Here is a 6,302-nt window from a genome sequence, read left to right on the forward strand (position 1 = left end):
GCCAGTGCCGCTGCTTACAGCATTCTCGAGACCGCTAAAGTCAACGAGATAAATCCATACAAATACTTTAAATATCTTTTTGAGCAACTGCCGAACATCGACTTTTTGCGTCATCCAGAAAAGCTTGACGACTTCCTGCCATGGAGCGACAATATCCAACAAAACTGCAAATAATGAATGATCCCGACTGCTGACGCAGCCGGGATAATTTTATGTTATACACCTGATGGTTAAGCGCTTACGATGATTCCCTTAATTTGGTTTTATTCTAGCACATATAAATACAAATTACAATACAAAAGATGAATAAAAAGCATTGAACAATACGAACTCAACATCTTATCAGTTTGCTTGATATGAAATCATCGACTACTTATCAACAGGCAACTACCAGTATCGGAGATTGTCCCTGCACATGCAGGGCATACTGCGCTTCACGGCTAAAGCGCAGCCGGATTTTGGGATCATCCCCGCGCATGCGGGGCATACATGGCGGTCTGAAGGGAGAAAGAAATGGCAAAGGGATCATCCCCGCACATGCGGGGCTCACAAGATAACCAACCGCTTTACTGTCACTCATCTAGGATCATCCCCGCACATGCGGGGCTCACCGCATGCAGGATTCACGAAAAACGCTACGCTGAGGATCATCCCCGCACATGCGGGGCTCACCATCATTCGCCCAGAAGCGCTCGTTGTCTTTCGGGATCATCCCCGCGCATGCGGGGCTCACGGTCAAATAATATATACGGTAAATCATCAACCGGGATCATCCCCGCGCATGCGGGGCTCACCGCCGGAATACCGACAGGCGTTCATGGAGTTTGGGATCATCCCCGCGCATGCGGGGCTCACCCCGATCCGACACGGTTACCCAAGGAGATGGCGGGATCATCCCCGCGCATGCGGGGCTCACCCTCGATTGTCGTCAGGATCATCTCTCCCGGCGGGATCATCCCCGCGCATGCGGGGCTCACCGAACATTTGGGTATCCACAGCCACCGCCACCGGGATCATCCCCGCGCATGCGGGGCTCACGGCTCAAGGCTCAACGTCGCCAGGACGCTTGAGGGATCATCCCCGCGCATGCGGGGCTCACTCAGAGTCGACGACCATGACCTGATTGACGATGGGATCATCCCCGCGCATGCGGGGCTCACTGATTCCGCTCGCCGTAAAAGTGGCGCTGATCGGGATCATCCCCGCGCATGCGGGGCTCACATGTGCCGGCAGCACACAAGCACCGCCGGCCAGGGATCATCCCCGCGCATGCGGGGCTCACCTGGCAATCGTCGTGGCTTTTTTCCTGTATAAGGGATCATCCCCGCGCATGCGGGGCTCACTGAAATACCGAGCCACAATCACAGCGCATCCAGGGATCATCCCCGCGCATGCGGGGCTCACGCTTCTTTCCCCTGCACCGTTGTCAGGGAATCGGGATCATCCCCGCGCATGCGGGGCTCACGGCTTCAAAAAATCATTTGTGCTCGGCAAGGGGGGATCATCCCCGCGCATGCGGGGCTCACTCACGCGTTTCATCATCCATGGGCTCTTTGCCGGGATCATCCCCGCGCATGCGGGGCTCACATACGGACCGACTAGCAAAAGGCCAGGGGCGTGGGATCATCCCCGCGCATGCGGGGCTCACTCAAGTTCCTTGATTCTGGACCTTAACTGTTCGGGATCATCCCCGCGCATGCGGGGCTCACTCTGGGCCGCTTCCTGCAAAAGCTCCCGGGATGGGATCATCCCCGCGCATGCGGGGCTCACTCTTACGTATTCGCACCGACAAAAGCACGCCCGGGATCATCCCCGCGCATGCGGGGCTCACTATGTCAGCTAGTAATGCACTGGTCAACGATAAGTAGACACTAAATATATAAATTTATACACTAGGCTTAGATGTTTGAAGTGCCAAGAAATTTTTCACGGTAGTGCTTAGGCGTCAGATAGTTCAATGAATATGCAGGGCGCTCCTCGTTGTAGAAGCGAATATATTCATCAACCTCCTGACGAATGTTCGCATTGCTGGTTATATGAAAGTCCTGGAACATTTCTGCCTTTATCCATCCATTTATGGATTCCATGGCAGCATTATCGGTAGGCGTTCCTGCGCGTGACATTGAATGAATAATGTTGTGGAGCGGTAAAAGATCGTTGAATGCTTTAGATGCATAGACAGAGCCTTGGTCTGTATGCAGAACCATCTTCAGATCAGGCTGCTTTTTCTTTAAATCAATCAGAGCATTAACGCCGTTAATGTACGTCATCCTATCGCCTCGTTTAGAGGATAGCGCATAAGTCAGAATTTCATTGTTCCATAGGTCCATATAAAACGTCAATTCATAATACACACGGTTCAAGTATAATGCCGTCATATCGCTTACTATGCATTGCATAGGGCCATTTACTTGCAGTCCCTGGATAAGTAAATTCGGATAGATTCTGAATGGGTTGCCCGGCTTTTTATAACGGTAATGCTTGGATTGACTGACAATCCCTGCCGTTTTGCAGCATTTATATGCATACGCTTTTGACAGATGGATGCCTTTATCAAGAGCAATCTTAGCATTCAGCCAGCGATAACCATGCGATGGATATTTTGCGTGGTACTCTTTAAACAGCCTAATATGGTCGACAAAGGATAGCAGTCTTGCTGATGGATGTTCCAGACGGTCCTTCCATTTATAAAACCCGCTACGATTAACAGAAAGAACGTTACATAGCTTCTGGATAGGGAATTGTGCAGCCAGCTCGAATATTATTTCGAATTCTCGCTCCTTAAAGTAATGAACTCCTTGCTTACACCATCCCCTTTCACTGCGTATCCTTTTTTTGCCCGAAGTACTTCTGCCTTGGTGCGAATTAATTCATCTATAAGCTCGTCTTTGCTCATAGACGCATACGGCGAAGGCTGTGGTTGGATTGTACTAAAATCTACTCGATCTACATTTTTCTGTGGACGTCGCGTGACTATTGTGATGCCATTTGCTTTCTTGAAAGCTCTTACATAATTTTGAATACAGGTCCGGCTAATGCCATATTTCAAACAAGCTTCAGCTTCTGATAGTTGTCTGGTATATACCAATTGGCCAATCTGCAGTCGCTCGTTGCTGGTATACTTCATAGCAACATAATCCTCCATATTATGGTCCACTTCAGAATTGAGAAGTGTCTACTAAATTGAGCTTGTGTCTACTTTTAGTATACCACTGCATAAGGCCACTAAGGCTTTAAGGGATCATCCCCGCGCATGCGGGGCTCACGATAACTTCGAGCCTGGCGACTGGTACGTCACGGGATCATCCCCGCGCATGCGGGGCTCACGCCGGCAAGAAAATCATGAACTCGAAGTACACGGGATCATCCCCGCGCATGCGGGGCTCACTTTCAGAGCGCGGCCCCGTCTTTTTGTGGTACGGGATCATCCCCGCGCATGCGGGGCTCACCTCCTGCTGCAATTTTGTGTAGTCGGACATGTAGGATCATCCCCGCGCATGCGGGGCTCACTTGCGGTAGTAGTAATAGTGGAAGGGGTAGACGGGATCATCCCCGCGCATGCGGGGCTCACTTTAGGCCGATGCGCTGGCCGAACTCGGTTTGGGGATCATCCCCGCGCATGCGGGGCTCACCCATTATTTTAGGGCGACTGACCCGTGACCCGGGGATCATCCCCGCGCATGCGGGGCTCACGATTTGTTTCAACTAGAGTGCGCTTCTGTTTCGGGATCATCCCCGCGCATGCGGGGCTCACCACTGGAATCGGCTTTAATTGCGGTGACGCTAGGGATCATCCCCGCGCATGCGGGGCTCACGCCATGAACATTTATTGGGGACGTTGAGTGATGGGATCATCCCCGCGCATGCGGGGCTCACAGTTGTCCTTGACGAGTCGTCGATTCTCAAGAGGGATCATCCCCGCGCATGCGGGGCTCACAACGCATTCACGACGCCGGGCGAGGTCGATGCGGGATCATCCCCGCGCATGCGGGGCTCACCCAGACAAACGCGTACGTGACTGTTCCAACTCGGGATCATCCCCGCGCATGCGGGGCTCACATAGTAATTCACGGACGGCAGCATCGGCAGCTGGGATCATCCCCGCGCATGCGGGGCTCACGCTACGAGATACTTTTCGACCAGATCCGCAATGGGATCATCCCCGCGCATGCGGGGCTCACGTAATCGACATACCACTCGAAATTCTGAACCTGGGATCATCCCCGCGCATGCGGGGCTCACTTTTCAGCAGCATATGGGAAGGTCTTAAAGGCGGGATCATCCCCGCGCATGCGGGGCTCACTAAAGATGTTCCGCACGAAAACCTTTCTCCCTGGGATCATCCCCGCGCATGCGGGGCTCACACCGACATCTGGGCTTTGGCTTTGCCATTCATGGGATCATCCCCGCGCATGCGGGGCTCACAAACGTACCGTCACGGCTGATGCTAGCGACATGGGATCATCCCCGCGCATGCGGGGCTCACTAGATGCTTCTGCCCTGCCGACATGGTGCAAGGGGATCATCCCCGCGCATGCGGGGCTCACATGTCAAAAGTCAGCGTCTCTTGCACTTTCTGGGGATCATCCCCGCGCATGCGGGGCTCACAAACGTACCGTCACGGCTGATGCTAGCGACATGGGATCATCCCCGCGCATGCGGGGCTCACAAAAAGCTCTGTTCACTCTCACAAGCACTTGCGGGATCATCCCCGCGCATGCGGGGCTCACTACGATTCTTAATGATGCACTGTATATTGGTTGGGATCATCCCCGCGCATGCGGGGCTCACCCCGCTTTCATTGGCAATACCTTCTTGATTGTGGGATCATCCCCGCGCATGCGGGGCTCACGCAAATGCGCTAGAAAGTAAGGACGATGGTAAGGGATCATCCCCGCGCATGCGGGGCTCACTTATCCTTGAAATTCGCTATTTTCTTTTCGTCGGGATCATCCCCGCGCATGCGGGGCTCACATCGCGGGGCTGATTGTTGTCAAATGGCGCGGGGGATCATCCCCGCGCATGCGGGGCTCACTTAGCAATTACAGGCGCATCAACAACTTCACCGGGATCATCCCCGCGCATGCGGGGCTCACGTAAAACCATCGCAAACGCTTGCGGCATCAGCGGGATCATCCCCGCGCATGCGGGGCTCACCTCTAGGCTTTCTTTCTGCTTATCCGATACGGGGGATCATCCCCGCGCATGCGGGGCTCACGCTCATATTGACATTGAAGAAGTCGGCTATTTGGGATCATCCCCGCGCATGCGGGGCTCACCCGGCAGAAAATGAATTCGGATGGAATTCAGAGGGATCATCCCCGCGCATGCGGGGCTCACAAATTCATTCATATATCGGACCGTTGCGCTGCGGGATCATCCCCGCGCATGCGGGGCTCACACATGGACGAAAATACATGGGGCGAAAATATTGGGATCATCCCCGCGCATGCGGGGCTCACTTGACGGCACAGACGACAAATACACGGTCAAAGGGATCATCCCCGCGCATGCGGGGCTCACCTTATCCTCTTTCGTCTTGCTCGTTTCGTCTGGGGATCATCCCCGCGCATGCGGGGCTCACGAAATCACGCAGACCAATCACGCCATCGCGCTGGGATCATCCCCGCGCATGCGGGGCTCACTTTGCAGGCCGCTTGATTGGGAAATCATCGCAGGGATCATCCCCGCGCATGCGGGGCTCACCCGTAGCTCGTGTTGCCGCGCGGCATGAAGCCGGGATCATCCCCGCGCATGCGGGGCTCACGATTTCTTCCACGACTTTCTTGTCGCGGTTCAGGGATCATCCCCGCGCATGCGGGGCTCACTCTTGCGCGGCGATCCGTCACAGCAGGCCGATGGGATCATCCCCGCGCATGCGGGGCTCACCACCGTAGACCGGCACAGGTATCGACGTGATAGGGATCATCCCCGCGCATGCGGGGCTCACATCGTGCAGACGGTCTGATGGCCATTCTTGATGGGATCATCCCCGCGCATGCGGGGCTCACTGCATTCCGTAATGAAATCATCATCTGCCGTTGGGATCATCCCCGCGCATGCGGGGCTCACCATGACATCTGTATCGTTTTCCTTTGCTCTGCGGGATCATCCCCGCGCATGCGGGGCTCACGTCAGCTTGTATCCCTGAAAGCATACTGCAACGGGATCATCCCCGCGCATGCGGGGCTCACTCCCGGAGAATGCATTTACGACGCCGGGCGAAGGGATCATCCCCGCGCATGCGGGGCTCACTTTCATCCGTGCGGATACCGACGAGCTGGGCCGGGATCATCCCCGCG

At 54.9% G+C, this 6,302-nt stretch carries 3 protein-coding genes and 2 CRISPR repeat arrays; of the genes, 1 reads left to right on the plus strand and 2 read right to left on the minus strand.

Features of this window, described 5'->3' with window-relative positions; genetic code table 11:
• The first annotated feature begins 21 nt into the window (after window positions 1-21).
• On the plus strand, window positions 22-174 hold the full coding sequence (locus tag ACE419_RS00005) for a transposase domain-containing protein (RefSeq protein WP_435720958.1): 153 nt from the start codon (window positions 22-24) through the stop codon (window positions 172-174).
• A gap of 286 nt (window positions 175-460) precedes the next feature.
• Window positions 461-1,832: direct repeats of the CRISPR family, unit length 29 nt; unit sequence GGGATCATCCCCGCGCATGCGGGGCTCAC.
• Between the two features lie 66 nt (window positions 1,833-1,898).
• Here ACE419_RS00005 and ACE419_RS00010 read toward each other — a convergent pair.
• Window positions 1,899-2,870 carry an IS3 family transposase gene (locus tag ACE419_RS00010; RefSeq protein WP_435720959.1) on the minus strand — a complete coding sequence of 324 codons (972 nt, stop codon included), beginning with the start codon at window positions 2,868-2,870 and terminating at the stop codon, window positions 1,899-1,901.
• Window positions 2,762-3,145, minus strand: coding sequence for a hypothetical protein (locus ACE419_RS00015; protein ID WP_435720598.1), 384 nt, complete (start codon window positions 3,143-3,145; stop codon window positions 2,762-2,764). The genes ACE419_RS00010 and ACE419_RS00015 overlap by 109 nt, the downstream gene beginning before the upstream one ends.
• 92 nt (window positions 3,146-3,237) lie before the next feature.
• Window positions 3,238-6,255: a CRISPR direct-repeat array (repeat unit 29 nt; unit sequence GGGATCATCCCCGCGCATGCGGGGCTCAC).
• Window positions 6,256-6,302 lie beyond the last annotated feature (47 nt).

Origin of the sequence: Mitsuokella apri, from assembly GCF_047974105.1 — a bacterium.
Lineage (GTDB): Bacteria > Bacillota > Negativicutes > Selenomonadales > Selenomonadaceae > Mitsuokella.

Coding starts and splice junctions, on each gene's coding strand:
- ACE419_RS00015 (WP_435720598.1), bottom strand. CDS start 3,145: ATGGAGGATTATGTTGCTATGAAGTATACCAGCAACGAGCGACTGCAG.